Raw genomic sequence first — 22,078 nt, 5'->3', positions numbered from 1 at the left:
TGGGGCTACAACGCTCGACAATGAATTTTTGCAGAAGGAAACGAGCCTATGGCACAAGCCAGACCTTGGTCTTTTTACGGCCGACGCTCCGAACTGCTGCAGATGCAGCAGGTGCTTGAGCGTAAGAGGTGGTTTTTCCTCCAGATATCTGGTCGCCGTCGTATTGGTAAAACCACGCTGATCCAGCAGGCACTACAGGCCGCGGGCATCGATAAGACGCTTTACATCCAGATCCCCGACTCTGACCCTACGGGAGTAGTAGCGGCATGCAATGAATACCTCAGTACCTTTGGCATTCAGGAGCGAGTGCGCTCGTTGGGTGACTTAGCTGACCTGATCGGCAGGCTTGCCGAGCAGGGATACGTCATCGCGCTCGATGAGTTTCAGTACTTCAATCGCAAGCGGCTGTTTGATTTTTGCTCTTTGCTTCAGGCTGTGGTTGACCGCCTTGCCGCCAACGCGGCTAACGTTCCTGGTGGCTTGATCGTGTTGGGGTCCTTACATGCTGAAATGACGGCGTTGCTTGAGGATCGGGCAGCTCCGTTGTTCAACCGTACAACTGATTCCCTAGAGCTCGGGCACCTGGATATCAGCTCTATCCTTGAGATCCTTAAGGCGCATGCTGATGTGGAGCCGGAGCGCCTGCTGTTTCTCTGGAGCCTTTTTGAGGGTGTTCCCAAGTTCTATCGCGATGCTTATGAGCAGGGAGTGCTGGCAGCAGAGAGACAAGAAGTTTTGCGGCGCTTGTTCTTTTCGAGTTCCTCCCCCTTACGCAATGAAGCAGATAACTGGTTTTTGCGTGAACTGCGTGGCCGCTACGACATGCTGCTGCAGTATCTAGCCCAGCATCCCGGTTGTACCAATGCCAGCATCGAAGCAGCGATGGCAGAGGTATCTGGGCCTGGTGAAGTGAAGCAGGTGGGCGGCTATTTGAAGATCCTGTCAGAGCGATATCAGATGATTGAGCGTCGGCTGCCGATTTTCGCGCCAGCTCGTGCACGCTCAGGTCGTTACTACATCCGCGACAATTTTCTTCGTGCATGGCTTTCTGCTTTGCAGCAGCCTGTATCGGCCGTTGCATTTCGCCCTTTGGAAAAGCTGTTGGCTCAAGCTGATGAGCGTCTCATGCAGGTTGAGGGCTATGCGCTGGAGGACATGGTGGGCAAGCTCTATGAGGAGCGTAGTCGTCGAGGTCTTGGTGATTTCCCGCTTACAGAGCGTATTCAGGGCTTTTGGGATCGCAGCGATGTAGAAATCGATCTGGTGGCTATCTGCGGTGATGAGCAACGGATTCGCTTCGGAACCTGCAAGCGTAACGAAGCCAAGTTGCTTGGCTCCGTAGAGCCACTTAAGCAAGCCGCTGAGCGCTTCTTGAATGCGCAGCCTCGATTCCGCTCCTGGTTAGTTGAGTATGTCGCGATTGCGCCTCGTATTAGCGCTGGATTGACCGAGCAACTCAAGGCGCAAGGTGTGCTCTCTCAAGACCTGATAGCGCTGACAGCAGAGCTTTAGATAAACGCTGGTTTTGATAAGCACTCCTGAGGCTTTGGTTGCGGATTTCACGTTGACTCTGGCACTTGCTCCACGAGCATCCGGACATTTATCTGTGATGAGGTGGGGGGAGTTCGGCCCAATTACAGTTTTCGTTGTTTCGCCAGGTTTCTCTATGCTTGCTTTGGTTGAGTAGAAGTGTTTTTGCGGTTGCTCTGTTATATGTCTTTTAGTGGGCGCAGTCTCTCAGGGATGTAAGCTCCCTTTTCTTCTTCCATTTTTAACAAAATTTCCAGTACTTCAGTTCTTCTTAGGTCGTATTTTTCTGCTAGCTTGTCAAGGCGTTGAATTGCTTTATCAGAAAGAATGAAGTTGTACTGCTTCTTGCCTGTTAGCTTTGTGCGGTATTTATTCTGGCTCCATCGTTTCTTGATGGAGTTCATGAGTAGTATTTTGTCTGATGTGTGTGTTAGGTAATAGTCAAGTAAGATTATGAATTCATCTTTGTCTTGGGGAGTGTTTTGTTGGAGTGTAAGTACTGGATATTTGCTTTTGGCTATTTCCCATGCTATTTCTAGCCTTTGCTTGGTGTCGGGGCTATCGAACCATTTGAATATATAGTCCGTGCTTGAGTGTTGCTCCCATTCTGATCTTATTTCGCTGATTAGCCATGATTTATGGTTTTTCTCTTTTCCCCATATGTCAATCGTTGCAATAGTTAGTGCTCGTCCAGTTAGGTTGTTTTGACTTATGATTGGTATTTTGTCGTTTTTTTCAATAAGTTTTCCAGCTACAAAGAAATTCTGTCTTTTATTGCTTGTTATCCATTCTAAGTCCTTTTCGGGCAGCAGGGCTAAAGCGCTTTGTTCCTCAACAAACTCTTTCCTTATTTGAGCGTTTTGGATGTGATCTGCCATGCGGTCTCGCATGCCGGGGCTGCCGAGCTCACCGAGATAGGCGTAAGGCGTTTGGCTTTTCAGAAAGAACCATAGCCAAGTACTTAGTCTGCTATCGACATTGATACCGTCAAGTGTTTTCTGGAGCCTGTCATTGAGTGCAGTGGCCATGTTATTGGTTCTCTATGTGTGTGTTCTCTAGTGGATTTTTAGACGAATTTTTAGGTTATATCTGGTGTTATTGTGCCGATTTGAAGTGGCTTTGTAGATTATGAGAATGCAGTATACACATTGAATTTGCTGGGTTGAACCTGGCCCTGACTGGTTACCAGCTGATAGTCACCGCATTTATTGGGGCGATTAGGGAGGGACGAGTGGTGCGGCGGTAAGGGGGCGCTCTATAAGCGCAGCTGAGATATGCAGCTAAAGCCGATCTCTGTGGCTTCCGTTCTCTAGGTAAGGAGGGGGTGTGGGTAGAGCACTACGGCCCTGTAAGACATGTGCCTCGCTTTCCGGGGCTATGCCTTGGCGACGTGTATAGATGTTCGGGAAAGCCAGATTCGATGAGTCAAGTTAGGAGCTCATCAGGCAAGTGATAAGATCCTGGCGGCAATGGAGATAGCTGGCCTCGGCTTATCCACGATCTGAGAGTATCGCTCCGAAACTGGCTTCCATATCCAAGCTTCAGGGAGGCAGGGGCGTGACTACTACTATAGACATTGAGGGTATGGGCTTGAATAGGCTTGAAGCTAGATCGCTTGTGCTATCTGAATCATGGTACAGGTTGTGTTTTCATTAGCGAGCTCGCGCGGCTGCTTTCTGTGCTTCTGGCTATTGGTAGCTCGGGCGAGGTGGTAGAATTTTTGGATATCTCGTGCATGCGGAAGAGCAATACAAGACGCGTGTTAATTTTTACTGATGGCCGTGATGCCGGAGATAAGTTCGGAGCAGGTTTGCAGGGGGCTCTCAACAGGAATTGCTCGATTTTCCTTGCAGGTCGTTCTTAAGGGTGATCATTGAACGCTGTTTTTATGTTGGTTATTTATTATTGATTGGATGCTAGGCTGGTTAGCACTTTGGTTATTCTTGATGGCGTGCTCTGTGTGGTCAGTGCCGTTGAGCGTAAGTATGTGAATGGTGACCGATGAGGTTAGTTTCTATAGAACTAACCATAGGAGCTACTCATGTACATCCAACCACCCTCCAGTGCCGCTGAATGGCAAGGCTATCCTGTTCAGTTAACGCTTAGTGATCTTAACTCAGATTACCTAAGGAATATTTACCTACTTCTGCAGGATAGCCTGATATTGCACCCGCGGTGGATGGTTGTCCGGGTGGATCTACGCGTGCCCTCGGGATGCCTTTTGCCCCAGCGGGCGATCACCTACTGCATTGAGTCCCTCAAAAGCCAGCTCGAACATGCCCGGTCTATCAAGGCAGCAGCAGGGAAGAGAGCTTACGACCCGATGCTCCGCTATGTCTGGGTACGTGAGTGGAACGGTGCTACCAATCCACATTATCACCTGGCGCTGTTGCTCAACCATGATGCCTATTTCGCCCTAGGTGACTATAGGAGATTACAGTTAGCCGACAGCTGTTATGACCAAATGCTCGCTGGTCGTATCGTCAAAGCATGGGGTGTGGCACTGGGGTTGGATTGGAGGGTGGCCATGAAGGGTGTTCTATTCACACCACACCCCGTATCGCCCCTCAAGGTGCATGATGATCGCTTTGAGATGCAGTTTCGTGCGGTTTTCTACCGCCTGAGCTACTTCGCCAAAACGAGGAGCAAGGTGTATGGGGACGGGCAGCGGAATTTTGGCATGAGCCAGCTGAGTCGTCTTAAAACCGAACACCCCTGAGCTATCTCATGGACTAATTGCCGGAGTGCTGACCATGAGACTGATTCGACTGAAAGAAGTGATGCGACTTACCGGCCTTGGCCGCTCTACCGTCTACAAGGTCATGAAGGAGGGGAGCTTCCCAGGCTCGGTTGCAATAGGGGGCAAGGCTGTAGCGTGGGTTGAGTCCGAGGTCCAAGAATGGATTCTGGCCCGGCTCCGTGAGCGAGATGGCCAGCCATCCCTGTAACCCAGCAATTGCATCGCAGGTGGTGGTGTCATTGCTCCCATCTACAGGCTTGGGGAGCCCGCCGGGCATCGTTCTCTCAAGGCAAAAAAATAGCGGGTATGGATCGGATCAGCGTGAGCAGCTTCTACGCTGCCCACGCTGAATCTATCCGGTGCTGATCAATCACTACATGTGTCTGCATGGAGAGCTTGCGTAGTTTCAAAGGTATCCTTGTTCGGCGAGCGATACGCAGCCTTCAGCCCCCACAACGATGTGATCGAGAGTACGGACGCCCACCAGCTCTAAGGCCTGTTTGAGTCTGCTGGTCAGTGCACGATCTGCTTGGCTAGGTTCGGGGTTGCCGGAAGGGTGATTGTGCACTAACACCATAGCTGCAGCGTTGTGTTCCAGCGCAACTTTGACCACTTCGCGCGGATAGACGCTGGCGCCGTCCAGAGTACCTCGGAATAGCTCCTCGAAACGGATGACACGGTGTTTGCTGTCCAGCAGTAGTAGTGCAAATACCTCGTGTTCATAGTCCTGCAGCAGGATCTGCAGATAGCTGAAGACCTCCATGGGCTCATGCAAGGCCTGGCCTTTGCGCAGCCGCTTGCTGGCTAGGCGTTGTGCCATCTGTACGATATCGGCTTCGGTCACGGGGGCATCGGTGATGTAGGTGCCGGCGGACTCGCCGGCCTTGAATTTGGTAGTCATAGGACCTCTTTAAGGCGGTGTTTTACAGGGCATAAAAAACCGCCGGACCATCGACTGATCTGGCGGTTTGAGGGTGGAGCTGCAACCGTATGTCAGGTCAGCTGTGTCTTTGGCGCATTAGGGTGAATAGCCCTCGCTAAACCATTGCTGGCATTTGGTGATGTGGTTGTAGGTGATCGCGACTCCGTCTCCTTCGTCTTGGCGAAGGACATCTATCCAGGCATCCAATCACGCCTCGGCCTCAATTGCTGAGGGGCTGGATCTGCTGCCACTCGAGCCAGCTGAATCAATCGGCTCTGGAATTGATATTCAACGCAAGCAAAGTTCTGGTATTTGGTCTGGGGCTCCTGCTTCCAAGCGTGTTGTTCCGTCAGGACAATTTGATTGGTTGCATCGATGTAGTTAGGACTAATCATGATTTTGTTGAAGCCCTTTTCGTCAGCTAGCTTCAGCGCCGCCAGGGATTATTGATCGCGGATTTCAGCCTCATGGACCGATCTCCTGGAGCCACAGCAGACACTTGTCTGGCGTTGATCAAGCTCGCTTGTGGAAGTTGCAAATAGTGCAATGGCGTTGCACTGTTTGTGTGTTCACATGGTGGGAATTAATTTGTCAAATTGATTTTCTATAAATTGCAATTTGATAAATCGCTCATGAGTAAAGAAAGTCTAAAGGTTGCAATTCTTCTTTGTACATTTAATGGCTGTAAATATTTAAAAGAGCAACTGGAATCTTTCGGTTCGCAAGAGTATAAAAACTGGGTGGTTTATGTGTCTGATGATGGCTCGCATGATGGCACTTTCGAAATGCTTGAATGCTATAGCGATAAGTGGCCTGGGCGCTTACATATACGCTTGGGTCGTAAAGTTGGATTTGCAGCTAATTTTCTTAGACTTACATGCGACTCAGGCATTCAGGCAGATTTTTATGCCTGGTCAGACCAAGATGATATATGGGAGGCAGATAAGCTTGCGAGAGCTGTACGATGGCTTGAAACCGTGCCGGATAATATCCCGGCATTGTATTGCTCTCGCACCCTATTAGTTGATGCTGATAACAATTACATCGGTATTTCACCATTTTTTCCCAAGCCTCCCAGTTTCGGCAACGCCTTGATGCAAAATATCGGTGGTGGCAACACCATGGTGTTCAACAGTGCTGCGCGAAAACTTTTGCGCGAATCCGGGGAAAACAAGTCTGTTATTAGTCATGACTGGTGGGCCTACATGGTTGTAACGGGCTGTGGCGGTCGTGTTTTCTATGACCGTAAGCCAACGCTGCGCTATCGCCAGCACGGCGGTAACCTGGTGGGAATGAATGCCAACTGGGCAGCCCGTTTAAAACGTATTCGTATGCTATTTCAGGGGCGCTTCAAGCACTGGAATGATTGCAACATCTCTGCGCTACTGACGCTAGAACACCAACTTACACCCGAAAACCGGGAAATACTTCAGCGCTTTGCTGACGCCCGGTGCATGAGCCTTATTCCTCGCCTTATCCATCTCAAACGCAGCGGTATCTACCGCCAAACACTGCTGGGCAATATTGGTCTGGTCGCGGCTGCTATGTTCGGAAAAATTTGACGCATGACTATTTTTGTAACTGGCGGAGCAGGCTTCATCGGCAGTAATTTCGTGCTCGACTGGCTGGCCCAGTCCGATGAGTTGGTGGTCAATCTGGATAAACTGACGTATGCCGGCAACCTGGAAAACCTCGCCACTCTGGAGGGTGATGCTAGGCATCTCTTTGTTCAGGGCGATATTGGTGACAGCGCCCTGGTGGCGCGTCTGCTGGCTGACCATCAGCCACGGGCCATTCTCAATTTCGCTGCGGAGTCTCATGTCGACCGATCCATCGATGGGCCGGAAGCTTTTATCGAGACCAACATCGTCGGCACCTTCCGCTTGCTGGAAGCTGTACGCGTCTATTGGAACGCGCTTGAGCCGCAGGCGCAGCAGGCGTTTCGTTTCCTCCATGTATCGACAGACGAAGTCTACGGCTCTTTGGGCAAAGACGAGCCGGCGTTCACCGAAAAACATCAGTACGAGCCCAACAGCCCATATTCGGCCAGCAAGGCGGCCAGTGACCATTTGGTGCGTGCCTACCATCGCACCTACGGCCTGCCGGTGCTCACCACCAATTGCTCGAACAACTATGGCCCGTATCATTTCCCGGAGAAGCTCATTCCGCTGATGATCGTCAACGCCCTGGCCGGTAAGCCTCTGCCGGTGTATGGCGACGGCCAGCAGATCCGCGACTGGCTCTACGTTAAGGATCACTGCAGTGCCATCCGCCGCGTGCTTGAAGCAGGCGTGCTGGGCGAGACCTACAACGTGGGTGGCTGGAATGAGAAGCCCAACCTGGTAATCGTGCGCACTGTATGTGCCCTGCTTGACGAGCTGCGTCCGCGCGCTGACGGCGAGCCGTATCAGCAGCAGATTGCCTACGTTACCGATCGCCCCGGGCATGACCGCCGCTATGCGATCGATGCGACCAAACTGGCCACGGAGCTGGGCTGGAAGCCCGCCGAAACCTTTGAAACCGGTATCCGCAAGACAGTGCAGTGGTATTTGGATAACCAAACCTGGGTGAACAATGTGCTGTCTGGCGATTACCGCCAATGGATGGAAACCAACTATCGCGGACGCAGTGAATGAAAATATTGCTGCTGGGTAAAAACGGCCAGGTTGGCTGGGAGTTGCAACGTAGCCTGGCCCCATTGGGCAGCGTGCTGGCTCTTGACTCCAAAAGCAGCAACTACTGCGGTGACCTGTCTGACCTCGGCGGCTTGGCAGAGACCGTGCAGCGTTTCGCACCGAATGTGATCGTCAATGCCGCCGCCTACACCGGCGTTGACAAGGCCGAGAGCGATACTGACCTGGCCTTCCGGGTGAATGCCGAGGCCGTTGCCGTATTGGCTCGCGAGGCCAAACAGTTGGGTAGTTTGTTGGTGCACTACTCCACCGACTACGTGTTTGCCGGCGATGGTGAACGCCCCTGGTGCGAAACGGATGCTGTTGCGCCCCTCAACCAATATGGTGCCAGCAAGCTGGCTGGCGAGCGCGCAATCCAGGCAAGTGGCTGCCTGCATTTGATCCTGCGTACCAGTTGGGTATACGCAGCGCGTGGCAACAACTTCGCCAAGACCATGCTGCGTCTGGCCCGTGAGCACGATTGCCTCCGCGTGATTGCTGACCAGTTCGGTGCGCCGACCGGGGCTGAGCTGTTGGCAGATGTCAGCGCACATCTCATTCGTTCGACCCTGAAACAGCCACAGTTGGGCGGGCTGTATCACCTTGCCGCGTCCGGCGAAACCAACTGGCATGCCTATGCGCGCTTCGTGCTGGAGCGGGCAGCGGCTGAAAGTGTCGACCTCAAGGTACACGGCGACCAGGTTGCGGCTATCCCCAGCAGCGCCTATCCGACTCCGGCCAAGCGGCCGAACAACTCACGACTCAATACACAGAAACTGCAAAAGGCCTTTGCGCTGAGCTTGCCCGAGTGGCAGGTCGGTGTGGCACGGATGCTCACAGAAGTACTAGAGAAATGAACATGTTGAAACGCAAAGGCATCATCCTGGCAGGCGGCTCGGGCACGCGTCTGCACCCAGCGACCCTGGCGATCTCCAAGCAGCTTCTGCCGGTTTATGACAAGCCGATGATCTATTACCCGCTGACCACCCTGATGCTGGCGGGCATTCGTGAAATCCTGATCATATCCACGCCGCAAGACACCCCGCGTTTCGAACAACTATTGGGCGACGGTAGCAAGTGGGGGCTTAGCCTTTCCTACGCTGTGCAGGCATCGCCGGATGGGTTGGCCCAGGCGTTTCTGATCGGTGAAGCGTTCATTGGCGACGATCTGGCGGCCTTGGTGCTGGGTGACAATATCTACCATGGTCACCATTTCCAAGCGCTGCTGATAAGCGCGATGTCGCGCGAGCAGGGCGCCAGTGTGTTCGCTTACCACGTACATGATCCTGAGCGTTATGGCGTGGTCGAGTTCGATGATCAGGGCAAGGCCATCAGCCTTGAAGAGAAACCTGCGGTGCCGAAATCTAGCTATGCCGTCACCGGCCTCTACTTCTATGACAATCAGGTCGTGGAGCTGGCCAAAAGCCTCAAACCTTCCCCGCGTGGCGAACTGGAAATCACCGACCTCAATCGCCTCTACTTGGAGCAGGGCCAACTCAGTGTTGAAATCATGGGGCGCGGATATGCCTGGCTGGATACCGGCACACATGAGTCGCTGATGGATGCCAGTCAGTTCATCACCACCCTTGAAAAACGTCAGGGCCTGAAAGTCGCCTGCCCGGAAGAAATTGCGTATCGCCAGAAATGGATTACGGCAGAACAGCTTGAAACACTCGCAGCGCTGCTCGCCAAGAATGGCTACGGGCAATACCTCAAACGACTTCTGAGCGAGACCGTTTACTGATGAAAGCGACGCTTTTAGCCATCCCCGATGTCATTCTGTTCGAGCCCAAGGTATTTGGGGATGATCGGGGGGGCTTCTTTGAAAGCTTCAATCACCGCCGCTTTGAAGAGGCTGTCGGAAAGCCCGTCACCTTCGTGCAGGACAACCACTCACGTTCGGTGAAGAATGTTTTACGAGGCTTGCACTATCAGGTCCAGCAACCGCAGGGAAAGCTGGTGCGGGTCGTGCAGGGCGAAGTGTTCGATGTTGTCGTGGATCTGCGCAGAAGCAGCGCAACCTTCGGCCAGTGGGTGGGGGCTCACTTGAGTGCTGAAAACAAGCATCAACTCTGGGTTCCTGAAGGCTTTGCGCATGGTTTTGTGGCGCTGAGCGAAACGGCTGAGTTTCTCTACAAGACGACCGACTACTACGCGCCAGAGCATGAGCGTTGCATCCGTTGGGATGATGCAATGCTCAAAATCGATTGGCCGTTGGGCATCGAACCCGTTCTTTCTACTAAAGATGCCATGGGGTGCCTGTTTTTGGATGCCGAGGTTTTTTCCTGATGCGCAGCTTTTCTGCAACGCCGCTCGAAATGATCGCTAGTTTATGGCGCAATCGGGAGCTAATTCGTACATTTGCTAGGCGTGAAGTATTGGGACGCTATCGAGGCTCTGTGCTGGGATTATTATGGTCGTTTGTAAACCCCCTAATTATGCTGATGATTTACACTTTTGTTTTTAGTGTCGTATTTAGTACCCGCTGGGGCAGTGGCGCAGAAAATAAAGCCGAATTCGCCTTGTTGCTATTTGCTGGGCTGCTTGTATTCAATCTTTTTGTTGAATGCATTAATCGGGCGCCAGGATTGATTTCATCGACTCCGAATTATGTCAAGAAGATAGTATTCCCCTTGGAGATTTTGCCGTTCGTTAGTTTTGCGGCTGCCCTTTATCATGCTATGGTCAGTTTGATAGTTTGGCTAGTGGCTTACACTATGCTGATCGGAATGCCGCATCTGACGGTGTTTTATTTGCCGCTTATTTTTGTACCTTTCGGGCTTCTTATCGTGGGATTGTGCTGGGTATTATCCTCGCTAGGTGTTTATTTGCGTGATGTTTCACAAGTTATTGGGGTGTTCACAGCTGCATTAATGTTCATTAGTCCGGTTTTTTATCCAGTCACAGCTTTGCCAGAATTATATAGAAATATTATGTATCTGAATCCGCTCGCTGTGATTATTGAGCAAACAAGAAACGTCTTGTTCTGGGGGTGTGCTCCAGACTTTTTAGTTCTAGGCGTTTACTGGGCTATAACTTTATTCATCGCCTGGCTAGGCTTTTTTTGGTTTCAGAAGACACGCAGGGGATTCGCTGATGTGCTCTGAAGTTGTAATAAGAGTCGAAAGCCTGAGCAAATGCTATCAGATCTACGATAAGCCGCGGGATAGGCTCAAGCAGTTTATTTTTCCGTATGTGCAAAAACTTTTTGGGTTTTCACCTAAGAAATATTATGAAGAGTTTTGGGCGTCAAGAGATGTTTCCTTTACAGTTAGAAAAGGCGAAACGCTATGCGTCATGGGTTATAACGGTAGCGGTAAATCGACATTGCTACAAATGATTTGCGGCACACTCAATCCCTCTAGTGGTCTCGTAGAGGTAAGCGGAAGGGTCGCTGCACTGTTGGAACTAGGTTCTGGATTTAATTTAGATTTCACTGGGCGTGAAAATGTATATATTAGTGCAGCCATACTTGGCCTGACTAGAAATGAGATAGATGCGCGATTCGATAAAATTTCTGAATTTGCAGCTATCGGTAGTTTTATGGATCAGCCCGTGAGAAATTATTCTTCTGGGATGTATGTTAGATTAGCGTTCTCTATCATTGCTAATGTTGATGCGGATATTCTGATAATTGATGAGGCGCTTGCTGTTGGCGATGTAAAATTCACGCAAAAGTGCATGAGGTTTTTGCGTGATTTTAAAAGCATCGGGACATTAATTTTTGTAAGCCATGATTTAAGTGCTGTTTTAAGTTTGTGTGATAGCGCAATTTGGTTAGATAATGGACGTATAAAGGCAAGTGGTGATGCGAAATACGTAACTGAGCATTATCTTGCCGATATTTATAATGCTCCGCTCAATGATAATGACGCCGGCTGTAATGATTCTGCGGTCACTATGTTAAGTAATGCTGCGTCGGCTAGTGGTCTCCTTGTTTTTTCAGAAAAGTACGATATGAGAATGAGGTTTATAAATTGTTCTAATCTAAGAAATGATCTGAAAGTATTCGATTTCGTATCTGATTCGAAAGGGTTCGGGCATGGAGGGGCGAGTTTTTCTGATGTTTTCTTTTTAGACAATAGCGGGAATCATTTGTCGTGGATAGTTGGTGGTGAGTGTGTAAGTCTTTTAGCGTATATAGATGTTCACACGAAATGCAATAATTTGGTCGTGGGCTTCCAGCTAAAGAATAAGTTGGGTCAAGTCGTTTTTGCAAAAAATACATTTGGCTATAGTGGCGATAATTCTATTGCTTTCGACTTTGGCAGCAATCTCAGGGTAATGTTTAAATTTAATATGCCAATATTGCCGATAGGGCATTACTCCATAGACGTCGCAGTTGCAGATGGTGTGCCGCCAGATGTCAAACAGTTACAGTGGGTTCATGATGCGTTGATAATTGAATCCCGTACCTCAAGTGTTGTATCTGGTTTGGTCGGGTTGCCATTTGAAGAAATATCAATAGAAGAAATTAAGGTGCCGTCGTGAAATTAATACCAGGGGTCTTTTTGCATATCCAGAAAACTGCGGGGACAACAATAGTCGAGTTGGCTCAGAAGTATTATGGCCAAGAGAACGTCGCAAGTCACGCAGATTGTATTATAGGCCACGGCCTGTTTTCTGCTGGGGAGTTTGGTACATATTCTGATAGCGCAATAAAAGCGGCTAAGGAGTTTGAGAAAGTCCCTTTTGTTTCCGGTCATTTCGGATTTGATTATGCGAAGCAGCTCATCGATGAGCGCTTCTCATTTACTTTTTTGAGAGACCCTATTGATAGGGTGTTGTCATTTTATAATTTTTGCAGAGCGCGCAATCCGAAAGAGTATAAGATTTATGAGTTGGCGCAGAGTATGTCGCTTGAAGAGTTTCTTGAGTTGGGGCTCAATAATGATGAGGTGAAAGCATTTATTTGGAACAATCAAGCATGGCAGCTTGCAAGTGGAGTGAGTGACACGAACTGGCGAGATACTTTAAATGTTGCGCCAAAAACAATTCTTGCTACAGCGCTCGAAAATATTGAGGCTTTTTCATACATAGGGTTTACGGAAACTTTTGAAAAAGATCGTGATCATATTCTGCAATCTCTTGGAATGCCAGTTCCAAGGGGACGTATCGTGGCTAACTCAAGCTTTTGGAGTCCCGAGTCTGCGGGGCTAACACCAAGAGCCAAGGATCTATTATACGAGCTTACTGAATTAGATCGAAATATATATGAAGCTGTATGGCTGAAATCTAATTCGCCCTCAAGAGCATACGTTGAGATAAACAAGAAATATACTCTTGAGTCGGGTTGCTCGTCTGCGGATATTGATAAGACACGGAGCTATTACTTAGGTTTACTGCAGCAATGTCTGACGGGCAGTATCTACGGCGACGCATCATTTGCTCCTTTTGGTTCCCGCACGTTTGACCAAAGGCTACGTGAGCACGGACTAGATTGGCCCGAAAGAGCGCAGACTATGGTCGGAGATAAACGGCTAGCTAATTTGCGAGAATTGATTTCGATAGTTCTGGATGAGAATGTTCCCGGAGATCTTATCGAAACCGGTGTATGGCGTGGCGGCTCATGCATTCTGATGCGCGCTGTTCTAATGTCTTATGGTATTACCGATCGAAAAGTATGGGTTGCAGATTCATTCGAAGGATTGCCTAAGGGTGATGAAAGTCTATACCCTGCAGACCGAGACTCAGATTTCCATAGCTATGCGCAGCTCGCTATTTCACTTGAAGATGTCAGAAATAATTTTTTGAAGTATGGCCTTTTAGATGACCAGGTTGTATTCCTAAAAGGTTGGTTCAAGGATACCTTGCCGACGGCGCCGATTAATAGTCTTGCACTGATTCGTCTTGATGGCGATATGTATGAATCTACAATGGACGGATTGGTGAATTTATACCCAAAGCTGTCGGTGGGTGGTTATGTCATTGTCGACGATTATCATGTTGTTCCGGCATGCAAGTTGGCAGTTCATGATTATTTTATAAAGTCTGGGATTTCGCCCGAATTGGTTGAGATTGATGGTGTGGGGGTTTACTGGAAAAAGATTTCCCCCCTTCCTCTGCGGACCACCGGATCATCACTTAAAGAAAATATCCCAGATATAGAGCTTGGTGATCGTCTGAGCGATGCACTAGCTCGAATAAATCGAATAATAATCAGTGAGCTACATGTTTCGATGGTGAAGAGAGATGTGTACTTGGCAAAGCTAGAAAATCGAAATTTGAATCTTGGGCAGCAACTCGCTAAGCGAGAGGCATCACTGCTCAACTTGTCCAAGCAGTTAGAAGAAAGCATTGAGATTATTTCTAAGATTTACGAAAGTTATTCTTGGACAGTAACGGCTCCGCTCCGGAGGCTTTCGGCTCTATTCCGCAAGCTGAGGATAGTTAGATGAATAAAGCCCGTCACAACTATGAGTATGATGTTGACACGGACTCCCAGACTGCCCCGGCGAATGTAATTAGAATGGTTGGCCACCAAAAGCGAGTGCTGGAAATTGGTTGTGGCCCAGGCTCTATTACCAAGCTACTTTTACAGCAAGGTGAGTGCCGTGTGGTAGGGCTTGAACTTGATCCGGACGCCATCAAACTGGTAGAGCCTTACTGTGATACTGTTCTGCAGGCGGATCTTAACTCCAAGGACTGGCCGGGATTATTAAGTGGCATGGCTAAGTTTGATGTGGTGGTGGCGGCAGACGTGCTGGAGCATCTCTATGATCCATGGGTGACCTTAAAGCGCATGGTTCCACTATTAGAATCTGAAGGCTATTTGGTTATTTCGCTACCGCATGTTGGCCATGCAGCTATTTCCGCATGCCTAGTCAATGGTGATTTTGAGTACCGTGATTGGGGCTTGCTTGATCGTACGCACATTCGCTTTTTTGGCTTGAAAAATATGGAGGATCTTTTTAGTCAAGCTGGTCTTAAAATCGTTGAGGCGCGTTATGTCATAAAGCCTCCTGAGAATACAGAGTTCGCTCCTACATGGTCACGTCTTCCGACTAATGTGAAATCGGCACTATGCAGTAGCCCTCATGCGCATGTTTATCAGGTGGTCATTAAGGCCGTGCCGCAAAGTCGTCCGGGTGAAGCGGTGAGGCTGGTCCCGCCTGCACTCAAGAATCGAATTTTACCAAGCGGTTCATCGGTAAAAGCGCGTGTAGCCACTAGACTTAGCCCTCAGACCAAGCTTTGGATTTGTAGGGTTTTTAGATTATTTAGAATCAATCTCTAGATAATCATTTTCATGTGTTTGCCAGTATTGAGTAGTAAGAATAAATGAATATTAATAAGTCCATGCCGGAGGGAGGCGATCAATCACCGCGGCTGATCGCTTTCTACCTCACTCAATTTCACCCAACACCAGAGAACGATAGTTGGTGGGGGAAGGGATTCACAGAGTGGACGAATGTTACTAAGGCGCAAGGATTATTTGAGGGGCACTATCAGCCGCATCTACCGACCGACCTGGGTTTCTACGATTTGCGTGTGCGCGAGACACGCCATGATCAAATCCGCTTAGCTAAAGAGTATGGAGTAGATGGCTTCTGTTATCACTATTATTGGTTTTCTGGAAAAAGGATACTCAATCAGCCCTTGGATGATATGTTGGCTGATCCAGAAAGCGATATGCCGTTTTGTCTGTGCTGGGCCAATGAAAACTGGACCAGGCGCTGGGATGCTGCAGAGCACGAGGTTCTAATTGCGCAAAAATATTTGCCCGATGATGATGTCAATTTCATTAAATCACTAGTGCAATTTTTTAAGGATTCCAGATATATTCGGGTAGGTGGTCGGCCGTTTCTAATTGTCTATCGACCGCAACATTTGCCGGATGCAAATAAAACGCTGGAAACTTGGCGTGACTATTGTCGCGATATAGGTATTGGTGAAATTCATCTTTGTGCGGCATTAACTCATGGCAATGAAGATTATGCTAAATATGGTTTTGATAGTGGTGTTGAATTTCCCCCTCACAACCTAAAGCAACCAAACATTAATAGTGAGCTTTCCTTCCACAAGGCTTTTTCTGGTAACGTCATTCAGTATGGTTCTCTTGCCAGTGACTACCTCAGCAGGGACTACAATGGTCAGCATGTATTCAAAACTGTATTCCCCTCCTGGGATAATACTGCTCGTACAAATAGTAGAGCGTTAGTCGTTTTAAATGGTACGCCCGGTAATTATGAATGCTGGCTATCATCTACCATTGATTTGGTAAAAAAAACGGGGGGCGAACAGTTAATTTTCATTAATGCATGGAATGAGTGGGCTGAAGGCTGTCATCTTGAACCAGATCGTCTATATGGCCGTGGTTTTTTGCGGGCAACGCGTGACGCTAAAAATGGCGTCCGAAGATTTCAATTTGGTAAATTTCCGGATATAAGTTTTCCGGAAATTAATAATGAGGCTTTCAGAAGCTTCATGGGTGACTTGGCTGAGTTTATTCAGTTCCATGGCTCTCGAATGTTTTCTAGATTGAAAGAATCAATAAAGGCTATTAAGGTGCTGCATCGAATGCTTTTGCCTTTTGTCCGATTTTTCCGCAACCTCATGACAAGACTTAGTTGATCAAATCATGCATGTAAGCGTAGTGACTATGGATTCTAAATCGGTACCTCCTCTACTAATGGTAATTTCAGGCGCTCTGGGGGGTTCATAAGGGCTGTTAATACCTGTCATATTTGGCAGTTGCCCAGTGCGTGCCTTCTTGTAAAGTCCCTTCGGATCACGCTGCTCGCACACGGCCAGCGGCGTGTCGACGAACACTTCGATAAAGTTATCTTCTCCGATCAGCTCCCGGGCCATCTGGCGTTCTGCCCGGAAGGGGCTGATAAAGGCGGTCATCACGATCAGCCCGGCATCCATCATCAGTTTGGCTACTTCAGCTACGCGTCGAATATTTTCCACCCGGTCGGCATCGGTAAAGCCGAGGTCCTTGTTGAGGCCTTGGCGAACGTTGTCGCCATCGAGGATATAGGTGCGTTTACCCAGGGCGTGGAGTTCTTTCTCCAGGGCGTTGGCGATAGTCGATTTACCCGAGCCGGAAAGGCCGGTGAACCAGATGACCTTGCCTTTATGGCCATTGAGGCGTTCGCGGTCCTCACGGGTAATGCTGAGTGCCTGGCGATGTACGTTCTGTGCGCGGCGCAGATTGTGGCGGATCATTCCGGCGGCGACGGTGCTGTGGGTGTATTTGTCGACCAGCAGGAATCCGCCCAGGGTATGTGATTGAGCGTAGGTATCGAAAACCAGTGGCTTGCTCAGTGCAAGGTTGGCTACTGCGATGTCGTTAAGCTGAAGCCGGCGGCACGATTCATGAGCTTGAGTGTTGACGTCTATGCGGTGCTTCAGTGCGGTAAGGCTGGCGCTGGCCCATTGGTTCGCCAGTTTGATCTCGTAGGAGCGGCCTATCAGGCCAGGCTCGTCGTGCATCCAGACCAGGGTGGCTTCGAACTGGTCGGTCATTTCCAGCGGTTGATCAGCGCGAGCCAGAATGTCGCCTCTTGAGGAATCGACTTCGCGGTCCAGTACCAACGTGACGGCATCGCCCGGGTTGGTACAGTCGAGATCGCCGTTGGCGGTGACGATGCGTGCGATCTTGGCCGTTTGCCCGGAAGCCGTTACGCGCACTTCGTTGCCGACGGCTATTTGGCCGGAGGCCAATGTGCCGCTGAAGCCTCGGAAGCTGGCATCCGGACGGTTGACCCACTGAACGGGAAAGACCGTTTTGTGTTCCCTGGGGGTACGAGGGGCGATGGTTTCCAGGCAGGCCATGAGGGTTGGGCCCTGGTACCAGGGCGTATGTGCCGAGCGTGAGGTGATGTTGTCGCCTTTGAGAGCCGACAATGGGATGGCGGTGATGCTGTCGAATCCCAATGGCTCGGCCGCTGTGTTGAACGCAGCCAGCGTATCGGCGAACACCTGGGGGTCATACGCCACCAGATCCATCTTGTTGATGGCCAGGATGATGTGCTTTATGCCCACCAGTGACGCCAGATAGGCGTGCCGGCGGGTTTGCGTCAGCACGCCCTGGCGCGCATCGACCAGCAGTACCGCAACGTCTGCGGTGGAGGCTCCTGTGATCATGTTGCGCGTGTATTGCTCGTGGCCAGGGGTATCGGCCACGATGAATTTGCGATGCGGTGTGGAGAAGAAACGATAGGCCACATCGATGGTGATGCCCTGTTCTCGCTCTGCTGCCAGGCCATCTACGAGCAGGGCGAAGTCAATGTCGTTACCTTGCGTGCCATGACGCTTGGAGTCGGCCTGCAGCGTACTCAACTGATCGTCGAAGACCTGCTGTGCTTCCCAGAGCAAGCGGCCGATAAGCGTGCTTTTGCCATCATCGACGCTACCGCAGGTGATAAAACGCAACAGGTCCTGATTGGCTTGCTGCTCGAGCCATTCGCTCAGTGTTGCCGTCTTGTGGGCGTGCTGTTCGGGCGAGGTGCTTTTCTTGAGGCGTGCCATCAGAAGTAGCCCTCTTGTTTTTTCTTCTCCATGGAGCCTGCGCTATCCGTATCGATTCGACGGCCCTGCCGTTCGGATTGTCGTGTGTTGATGATTTCCAGCAGGATGTCTTCCGGCGTCTGCGCTTCTGACTCCACTGCCCCTGTCAGCGGGTAACAGCCCAGTGTGCGAAAACGCACTTTGCGCATCTGAATGTCTTCGCCGGGCAGCAGTTTGCAGCGCTCGTCGTCGACCAGCATTATCATCTCGGGCCGCACGACCACAGGCCGCAACTTGGCAAAGTACAGGGGCACCATTGGGATGTTTTCCAGGTAGATGTAGTGCCAGATATCGAGTTCGGTCCAGTTCGACAGGGGGAATACTCGAATGCTGGCATCCTGGCTTTTGCGGGTGTTGTAGAGGTTCCAGAGTTCTGGGCGCTGGCTTTTCGGATCCCAGCGATGGGTTGCGCTGCGAAACGAGAAGATGCGCTCCTTGGCGCGGGACTTTTCTTCATCGCGGCGCGCGCCACCAAACACGAGGTCAAATTTGTACTTGTCTAGCGCCTGTTTGAGCCCTTCGGTTTTGGTGATGTCGGTATGCAACGAGGAGCCATGATCGAAGGGGTTGATATTCTTTTCGATGGCCTCCGGGTTGGTGTGTACCAGCAAGTCCATGCCGCTTTCACGTGCCATGAAGTCACGGAACATATACATCTCCTGAAACTTCCAGCGTGTGTCTACGTGCAGCAACGGAAAGGGTGGTGGTGAGGGGAAGAAGGCTTTGCGGGCAAGGTGGAGCATCACTCCACTGTCTTTGCCGATGGAATACAGCATCGCCGGATTCTGCGCCTCGGCCACCGCCTCACGGATGATGTGGATGCTCTCTGCTTCCAGGCGCCTGAGGTGCGGGGATAGTTCGGATGCCGCCTCGGCGGGCATTGAATCGAACCTGGGGAGCTTGAGATTGGCCGGTAGTACCGGCTGGTAGACATTCACGCAGGAGTGGATGTCAGGCATCTCGACCGCGTTGCGCATCGAGGCTACCAACGAGCCATGCGGAAACACCGCGAGGGGCTTACCGATGTGTTGTTGCAATGCGACACAGGCCGTGCGGACTGTCTCCCACTCGACATTTGCCAATGGCACCCAGAAGCGCGCGCCCCTGGCATCGTTCGCGTGCAGGCAGGGCTTTCCGCTGGGTAATGGGCTCAGTTGAACGAACAGCACTCTGTTGCGGCGTTTGCGGGCTTGCACCATGGCCCAGGCCAGTACGATTTTGTTGGGTGCACGGCCATGCTCGTCTTTCAGTGCTTCTTCAGCCAGTTCAGCAGGCAGCAGGCCATGAGCGTTCAGGCGGCGCTCAGCCGTGCGCTTGGTATCGGCTTCGCCGCACGCTTTAAGGTGTTCGTAGGCAAGATTGGTATCCCAGGCCTGTTCGGCCTCGAGCCCTAAAATAGCATTTGCAGTGGCTGTCGCAATTTGAATCATGTTGATTTCCGGAAATAGAAATTGCGTGATGAAATTCACTTATCAAATTTAATCACGTGGTTTTGCATTATGCGACATGTGTGTCGAATCGACTTGGCTTCTCTTTATTGCCAATCGTTTGTCAGGCGGGGGATGCCATCATGTCGATTTACAGCAGCGGGCAGAGCGGGGGGCCGTGAGAAGGCAGATCACAGCCCGGTCGCCGAGGCTGATTTGGCCACTCATGTTGTTTTGACCAAGGCCCTCGGTTCTTTATCGCAGAGCTACGCAGTGGTGTCGGAAGAAGATGAGCGTTCGCTGGTGCATCGCAATGGCTCGGGGCGCTTTTGGTTGATTGATCCACTATATGGAACCAAGGAATTCATCACGCGTAATGGCGAGTTCACGGTCAACATCGCCATCATCGATCAGGGCCGCAGTGTGTTGGGTGTGGTGTATGCGCCTGCTATCGACTGCATGTATTTGGGCGGCGTCGGCTGGGTGCATTCAGAGAGACAGCCGCTGATACGCAGCCGATTAAAGGTCAGTGTGTCTGTGCCGGTATGAGGCAAGATGATGTGGTTGAGCGGCTTGGCATTGGCAGTGAGGCTATTTCCCGCATTGAGCGGGGTATCGTCACTCCCAACATTTCTCGGTTGCTGGAGTTCGCTGGCATCTTCGAGTGCGAGGCCGCGGACCTGCTTACAGAAGCAAGCCCGCGAACCTATGATCAGGCGCAACGGATCAGTCGTATGCTGGCTACGGTCTCACCTGCAGATCGCCAGTTAATCCTGGGGCTGGTCGAGCAGTTGGCGGATCACCTGGCTGAGGCGTAAGGGTGTCGCTAGGCTGCTGGTTGAAACGTGCACCACAGCGCAGGCAAAGGCACTCGAATTCCCCGAAGTGATAACGCTGAACGTCCTGGGCGAATTCCCAGCTCTGGGCACATCCAGAGGTCGCGCCGTCGACTGCGCGCGTGAGCAACTCTAGTCCGATCTGAACGGCTTCGCCGATCCTGCGCTTTTTGTGCGTGTCGCTCTGCACGTGCATCTCCGAACAGCCGTCTAAGAAGCCGCTGAGCGTTCCCAGTAGCAGGGAGAGGGCCTGCGCCTGCGCCTTGGTGACCACGAGCGTCGAATCGCAAATCAGGCATCGTGTTTCCATGAAGAGTCTCCTGAGTGGTTATGGCCTCGCTTCGCTGCTGAGTGATTCCAGCTTGGTGACCAGTGTTGTGTGCTTTGGGGATGAGGTCTCGCTGGCGGTCTGCGCTGGCTCGGTGGGCGGGAAAAACTCATCGACAATCGCTCCGGCGTCCTCGCCACTGTCTTCAAAGGCGCCATTGCCCAAACCACTTCGCGCCGCGGCATCCAGTGCCGACTGATCGAAGCCAGCAGCCTGTCGCCTCTGATCCAGCTGCTGTGCCTGCGCCAATGTTTCCTCCATGCTCAAGCCACTTCGCATGGTCAGGTCGACATAAAAGAGTGGCGTGCCGTGGCTCTGCCGAGTTGATTTGCCACGCAGACGTAGCTCCAGCGGCAGACAGGCTAGGCGGTTGCCAGAGATGGCTTGGAAGTAGTGCAGTCGGGCAGTGAGGGTGCGGATACTGTTGAAGCCAGTGGTGCGGAACACGAAGCTGCCTAGTGGATCCTCATCGCCAATGGCCACGTTCAAGCGCCCATAGGGCTTGCAGGCGCCACCCTTGGCGAGCGGGCAGGCATCTGGCGAAGGGCAGGGCAGCGACTGCATGCCATCCTGGGTGACGCGCTTGCAGATATCGCCATTGCCCACGCAGATAGGGCGCCCCGATTGCCGATCAAACAGGGTGTAGTCGGCCCGGAAATTCAGATCCGGTTCGTTGAACAGCAGCCTCACCGGGATACTACGCAGCTTGCCCTCCTGGCCCTCGCGCAGCTCATCATTGAGTGGGTGTACAAGCCAGCCGTCCTTGCTCTGCACCTGGGAGGTGATGGTGAACTGGTCATCTTTCTCGGGTAGGCGCTTGCCGTTTTTCTCGATCACCTTGCCGATGGAAATTCGCCCCAGCACCGGCGGAGTAATAGCCAGACCTTTGAGCATCGTGGTTCTCCTGAGAAATGAAAAAGGCCAGCCACGCAGTGCTAGCTGCATGGGCTGGCCAAGGGGAAGGAGTGGAAGTGAGAGGTCGAAATCAGCCGACCAGAAAGCGCCGCGCGCCGGGCTTCAGCAGCGGGTACTTGGCTTGCAGGTAGGGTTTGTCCTGGAGCAGTTGTGCGACATCGAGGCCGACACTGTCCTTGGCTTTACGCCAACT

21 protein-coding genes and 1 pseudogene are annotated in these 22,078 nt (G+C 51.3%); 15 read left to right on the top strand and 7 right to left on the bottom strand.

The genetic code is table 11. The features are described from left to right. The first annotated feature begins 48 nt into the window (after positions 1-48). Positions 49-1,512, top strand: coding sequence for an ATP-binding protein (locus DMO17_RS08005; RefSeq protein ID WP_220034070.1), 1,464 nt, complete (start codon positions 49-51; stop codon positions 1,510-1,512). A gap of 197 nt (positions 1,513-1,709) precedes the next feature. Here DMO17_RS08005 and DMO17_RS08000 read toward each other — a convergent pair whose 3' ends face one another. After that, positions 1,710-2,558: a ribbon-helix-helix domain-containing protein gene (locus DMO17_RS08000; protein WP_110681984.1), complete on the bottom strand. Its 849-nt coding sequence runs from the start codon at positions 2,556-2,558 to the stop codon at positions 1,710-1,712. A gap of 1,013 nt (positions 2,559-3,571) precedes the next feature. Here DMO17_RS08000 and DMO17_RS07995 point away from each other — a divergent pair. Together DMO17_RS07995 and DMO17_RS07990 are read left to right on the top strand one after the other, a co-directional pair. Then, positions 3,572-4,249: an inovirus Gp2 family protein gene (locus DMO17_RS07995; protein ID WP_110681983.1), complete on the top strand. Its 678-nt coding sequence runs from the start codon at positions 3,572-3,574 to the stop codon at positions 4,247-4,249. Between the two features lie 34 nt (positions 4,250-4,283). Next, on the top strand, positions 4,284-4,478 hold the full coding sequence (locus tag DMO17_RS07990) for a helix-turn-helix transcriptional regulator (RefSeq protein ID WP_110681982.1): 195 nt from the start codon (positions 4,284-4,286) through the stop codon (positions 4,476-4,478). 198 nt (positions 4,479-4,676) lie between these two features. Here the strand turns inward: DMO17_RS07990 and radC are convergent, their stop codons facing one another. Next, entirely contained in the window at positions 4,677-5,171 is a 495-nt protein-coding gene (gene radC, locus DMO17_RS07985; protein ID WP_110681981.1) for a RadC family protein, read from the bottom strand. A 653-nt stretch (positions 5,172-5,824) separates the two neighbouring features. Between radC and DMO17_RS07980 the strand changes: the two genes are divergently transcribed. The 10 genes from DMO17_RS07980 to DMO17_RS07935 are packed head-to-tail and all read left to right on the top strand — an operon-like array spanning position 5,825 to position 16,438. Next, the gene (locus DMO17_RS07980) at positions 5,825-6,754 is read left to right on the top strand and encodes a glycosyltransferase family 2 protein (RefSeq protein WP_110681980.1); all 930 of its coding nucleotides are present in this window, start codon (positions 5,825-5,827) and stop codon (positions 6,752-6,754) included. 3 nt (positions 6,755-6,757) lie between these two features. Continuing rightward, positions 6,758-7,828, top strand: a complete 1,071-nt coding sequence (gene rfbB / locus DMO17_RS07975; protein ID WP_110681979.1) for a dTDP-glucose 4,6-dehydratase — start codon at positions 6,758-6,760, stop codon at positions 7,826-7,828. Next, entirely contained in the window at positions 7,825-8,721 is an 897-nt protein-coding gene (gene rfbD, locus DMO17_RS07970; protein WP_110681978.1) for a dTDP-4-dehydrorhamnose reductase, read from the top strand. Before rfbB ends, rfbD begins: the two co-directional genes overlap by 4 nt. Before the next feature lie 5 nt (positions 8,722-8,726). After that, the gene (gene rfbA / locus DMO17_RS07965) at positions 8,727-9,608 is read left to right on the top strand and encodes a glucose-1-phosphate thymidylyltransferase RfbA (RefSeq protein WP_110682353.1); all 882 of its coding nucleotides are present in this window, start codon (positions 8,727-8,729) and stop codon (positions 9,606-9,608) included. After that, the gene (rfbC, locus tag DMO17_RS07960; RefSeq protein ID WP_110681977.1) at positions 9,608-10,153 is read left to right on the top strand and encodes a dTDP-4-dehydrorhamnose 3,5-epimerase; all 546 of its coding nucleotides are present in this window, start codon (positions 9,608-9,610) and stop codon (positions 10,151-10,153) included. Before rfbA ends, rfbC begins: the two co-directional genes overlap by 1 nt. Continuing rightward, positions 10,153-10,971: an ABC transporter permease gene (locus tag DMO17_RS07955; RefSeq protein ID WP_110681976.1), complete on the top strand. Its 819-nt coding sequence runs from the start codon at positions 10,153-10,155 to the stop codon at positions 10,969-10,971. Before rfbC ends, DMO17_RS07955 begins: the two co-directional genes overlap by 1 nt. Then, a complete protein-coding gene (locus tag DMO17_RS07950) occupies positions 10,961-12,355 on the top strand; it encodes an ABC transporter ATP-binding protein (protein ID WP_110681975.1) in 1,395 nt (464 codons plus the stop codon). The genes DMO17_RS07955 and DMO17_RS07950 overlap by 11 nt, the downstream gene beginning before the upstream one ends. Then, entirely contained in the window at positions 12,352-14,262 is a 1,911-nt protein-coding gene (locus DMO17_RS07945) for a TylF/MycF/NovP-related O-methyltransferase (RefSeq protein ID WP_181418751.1), read from the top strand. The genes DMO17_RS07950 and DMO17_RS07945 overlap by 4 nt, the downstream gene beginning before the upstream one ends. Then, positions 14,259-15,101, top strand: a complete 843-nt coding sequence (locus tag DMO17_RS07940) for a class I SAM-dependent methyltransferase (protein WP_110681974.1) — start codon at positions 14,259-14,261, stop codon at positions 15,099-15,101. Before DMO17_RS07945 ends, DMO17_RS07940 begins: the two co-directional genes overlap by 4 nt. 44 nt (positions 15,102-15,145) lie before the next feature. Further along, on the top strand, positions 15,146-16,438 hold the full coding sequence (locus DMO17_RS07935) for a glycosyltransferase WbsX family protein (protein ID WP_110681973.1): 1,293 nt from the start codon (positions 15,146-15,148) through the stop codon (positions 16,436-16,438). Here the strand turns inward: DMO17_RS07935 and cysN are convergent, their stop codons facing one another. Together cysN and cysD are read right to left on the bottom strand one after the other, a co-directional pair. Next, positions 16,439-18,340 (bottom strand): sulfate adenylyltransferase subunit CysN, encoded by a 1,902-nt coding sequence (gene cysN / locus DMO17_RS07930; RefSeq protein WP_110681972.1) that lies wholly within the window; start codon positions 18,338-18,340, stop codon positions 16,439-16,441. After that, positions 18,340-19,848, bottom strand: a complete 1,509-nt coding sequence (gene cysD / locus DMO17_RS07925) for a sulfate adenylyltransferase subunit CysD (protein WP_258371502.1) — start codon at positions 19,846-19,848, stop codon at positions 18,340-18,342. The genes cysN and cysD overlap by 1 nt, the downstream gene beginning before the upstream one ends. 30 nt (positions 19,849-19,878) lie before the next feature. Between cysD and DMO17_RS07920 the strand changes: the two genes are divergently transcribed. Further along, positions 19,879-20,355 carry a 3'(2'),5'-bisphosphate nucleotidase CysQ family protein gene (locus tag DMO17_RS07920; protein ID WP_110681970.1) on the top strand — a complete coding sequence of 159 codons (477 nt, stop codon included), beginning with the start codon at positions 19,879-19,881 and terminating at the stop codon, positions 20,353-20,355. Beyond that, positions 20,262-20,624 (top strand): helix-turn-helix domain-containing protein, encoded by a 363-nt coding sequence (locus tag DMO17_RS07915; RefSeq protein WP_146224909.1) that lies wholly within the window; start codon positions 20,262-20,264, stop codon positions 20,622-20,624. Before DMO17_RS07920 ends, DMO17_RS07915 begins: the two co-directional genes overlap by 94 nt. Here DMO17_RS07915 and DMO17_RS19525 read toward each other — a convergent pair. The 3 genes and pseudogenes from DMO17_RS19525 to DMO17_RS07905 all read right to left on the bottom strand — a co-directional run. Continuing rightward, the gene (locus DMO17_RS19525) at positions 20,548-20,952 is read right to left on the bottom strand and encodes a hypothetical protein (RefSeq protein WP_146224901.1); all 405 of its coding nucleotides are present in this window, start codon (positions 20,950-20,952) and stop codon (positions 20,548-20,550) included. The two genes, DMO17_RS07915 and DMO17_RS19525, sit on opposite strands and share 77 nt — an antisense overlap. 18 nt (positions 20,953-20,970) lie before the next feature. Next, a complete protein-coding gene (locus DMO17_RS07910) occupies positions 20,971-21,864 on the bottom strand; it encodes a recombination directionality factor (RefSeq protein ID WP_110681968.1) in 894 nt (297 codons plus the stop codon). A gap of 91 nt (positions 21,865-21,955) precedes the next feature. Next, positions 21,956-22,078, bottom strand: a pseudogene (locus DMO17_RS07905) (alkaline phosphatase); the annotation flags it as partial.

The organism is Aquipseudomonas alcaligenes (genome assembly GCF_003205495.1).
GTDB classification, from domain to species: domain Bacteria; phylum Pseudomonadota; class Gammaproteobacteria; order Pseudomonadales; family Pseudomonadaceae; genus Aquipseudomonas; species Aquipseudomonas alcaligenes_B.
This window is presented reverse-complemented; position numbering and strand designations above follow the sequence as displayed.